This window comes from Bradyrhizobium sp. (assembly GCF_030654605.1).
Classification (GTDB): domain Bacteria; phylum Pseudomonadota; class Alphaproteobacteria; order Rhizobiales; family Xanthobacteraceae; genus Bradyrhizobium.
Genome location: NZ_JAURXB010000075.1, coordinates 1 through 2,539, shown reverse-complemented (window position 1 = coordinate 2,539; position 2,539 = coordinate 1). Strand labels below are relative to the sequence as shown.

Here is a 2,539-nt window from a genome sequence, read left to right as displayed (position 1 = left end):
GGTCGAGACCGTGCACGCCATGGCGGAGACCGCTGACATGGTGGTTGAGCCGGAGGGCCTGACCAGCGAAGCCGACGAAGCCCAAAATGAAGCCAATGACGACGCGATCCTCGACATGATCGCGCTCGAAATGGCCGCGGACGATCCCACAGATTTCAATGACGCCGCCGAAATGGAGTCGGCCGAGGCCGCCGTCGCGGAACTTGCGCCTGCCGACCCCGTCAGCGTCGCGCCGGAGCCGGAGCTCGAACCGATGGCCGCCGCGGCGGAGCTGCCGGCCGCTGAACCGTCGCTGCAACCCTCGCTCGCGGCGGTGGAAGAGCCGTCGCTCGGCGCCTCGCTGATATCAAGGGGAATCCTGAACCGGCCCCAGACGGTGGGGGCCGATCCGCTGGCGCCGATCCGGCGCATGAGTCAGGCCGAGAAGATCGCGTTCTTCTCGTAAGCGCTCTCGCCTGATCTGCCGGCTCAGCTGATCAATCGCGCGAACAAATCCGCATCGACATTGCCGCCCGACAGCACGATGACGACGTTCTTGCCTTTCACGTCGATGCGGCCGGCCAATAGCGCGGCGAGGCCGACGGCGCCGCCGGGCTCGACCACCAGTTTCAATTCGCGAAAGGTAAATCCGACCGCGGTACCTACTTCGGCATCTGACGCGGTGATGCCCTGCGCGAGCAACTGGCTGTTGATGGAGAAGGTGATCTCGCCGGGGATCGCGGCCATCAGCGCATCGCAGATGGTGCGGCCTTTTGAGCCGTGCGCCTCGCGCTTGCCTGCGCGCAGCGAGCGCGCGTGATCGTCGAACTGCTCGGGTGCGCCGGACATCACCATGGCCTGCGGAAAGCGTGCCTTGATCGCGGTGGCGACGCCGGCGATCAGGCCGCCGCCGGAGGCAGGCGCCACCACGATATCGGGCGTCAGGCCGAGGGCGGCCATATCCTCTGCGATCTCGCGGCCCACCGTGCCCTGCCCCGCGATCACATAGGGATCGTCATAGGGCCGCACCAGCGTGGCGCCGCGCTTCTCGGCAATCTCGCGGGAGATCGCTTCGCGATCCTCGCGGTCGCGGTCGTACAGCACGACCTCGGCGCCATAGGCCCTGGTGCGCTCGCGCTTGGAGAGCGGCGCATCCGCCGGCATCACGATGGTCGCCTGCATGCCGAGCAGTTGCGCCGCATGCGCCACGCCCTGGGCGTGGTTGCCGGACGAGAACGCCACCACGCCGCCGCCGCGCGCTTCCTGCGGGATCGACGACAGCTTGTTGAAGGCACCGCGAAACTTGAACGAGCCGGTCCGCTGCAGCATTTCCGGCTTCAGAAAGATCCGGGTCCCCATCCGTTCATTGAGAACGGACGGCGATAACAGCGGGGTTCGCACCGCATACGGCGCAATGACGCGCGCGGCGGCATCGATGTCGGCGGAAGTCACAGGCAAAATGGCGATTGTCATCGCGTAAAGTTACGCCTGCGCCGGCAGACGGGCAAGCTGCTTCGCGCAGGATCAGCTGACGAAACGCGGCTGGTCGACCTCGAATGGAACCGGATCGCCTTCCGGATCGATGCGGATATTGGTGGCATTCTCCACAAAGGCGCGGGCTGACGCCTCCCAGCTGTGCCTTGCGGCAAAGGCGAGGCAGGCCTGCGGCGAAATGCTCAGCGCGGCGAGGCACGCGACCTGCAAATCGTCGTGTAGTGAGCCGACCGGCGCCGTGCCGATCACGTCGCGCGGCCCGGTCACCGGAAACGCCGCCACCGGCAGGCCGCTGGCCAGCGCTTCGAGCAGCACCAGCCCGAACGTGTCGGTCCGGCTCGGAAACACGAAGACGTCGGCGGCCGCATAGGCCTCCGCCAGCGCTTCGCCCTGCCGCGCGCCGAGAAACACCGCTTGCGGATATTTTCGCATCAGGGCCGCGCGCGCCGGTCCGTCGCCGACGATCAGTTTGGTGCCGGGCAGATCGAGATCGAGAAACGCTTCGAGGTTCTTCTCCACCGCGACGCGGCCGACACAGAGAAAGATCGGGCGCGGCAGGCCGAGATCGACAGCGCGCGGATGAAAATGGCTGGTGTCGACTCCGCGCGGCCACAGCACCACGTTGCGAAAGCCGCGGATGCGCAACTCGCTGGCCAGCGCCGGAGTCGCCGCCATCACCGCCTGGCCGCCGTTGTGAAACCAGCGCAATCCCGCCCAGATCCACGACTCCGGGACCGGCAAGCGCGCGGAGACGTATTCCGGAAACCTGGTGTGAAAACTGGTGGTGAACGGCAATCCATGCTGGCGGCAATAACGCCGCGCCAGCCATCCGATCGGGCCTTCGGTGGCGATGTGAATGCTGTCGGGACTGTTAGCAGCGATCAGCCGGGCTATTTTCCGCGGCGACGGCAGCGCCAGTCGCAGGTCCGGATAGCTCGGCAGCGCGACGGTGCGAAACGATTGCGGCGTGACGAAACTGACATCGACACCGAGCGGTCTCGCCGCCTCCGCCATCATGGCCAGCGTCCGCACCACGCCGTTGACCTGGGGATGCCACGCATCGGTC

Annotated in this window: 2 protein-coding genes and 1 pseudogene; 1 reads left to right on the top strand and 2 read right to left on the bottom strand. The window is 66.8% G+C overall.

Features of this window, described 5'->3' with window-relative positions:
• A pseudogene (locus Q7U29_RS07940) lies at nt 1–445 on the top strand (hypothetical protein); the annotation flags it as partial.
• A gap of 23 nt (nt 446–468) precedes the next feature.
• On the opposite strand, the gene Q7U29_RS07935 reads toward Q7U29_RS07940, so the two are convergent.
• Together Q7U29_RS07935 and Q7U29_RS07930 are read right to left on the bottom strand one after the other, a co-directional pair.
• A complete protein-coding gene (locus Q7U29_RS07935) occupies nt 469–1,452 on the bottom strand; it encodes a threonine/serine dehydratase (protein WP_304740188.1) in 984 nt (327 codons plus the stop codon).
• 51 nt (nt 1,453–1,503) lie between these two features.
• A partial coding sequence (locus Q7U29_RS07930) for a glycosyltransferase family 1 protein (protein ID WP_304740187.1) occupies nt 1,504–2,539 on the bottom strand: 1,036 nt, incomplete at its 5' end.

Excerpts from the sequence above, each read along its gene's own strand:
- Q7U29_RS07935 (WP_304740188.1), bottom strand. The coding sequence starts at position 1,452 with ATGACAATCGCCATTTTGCCTGTGACTTCCGCCGACATCGATGCCGCC.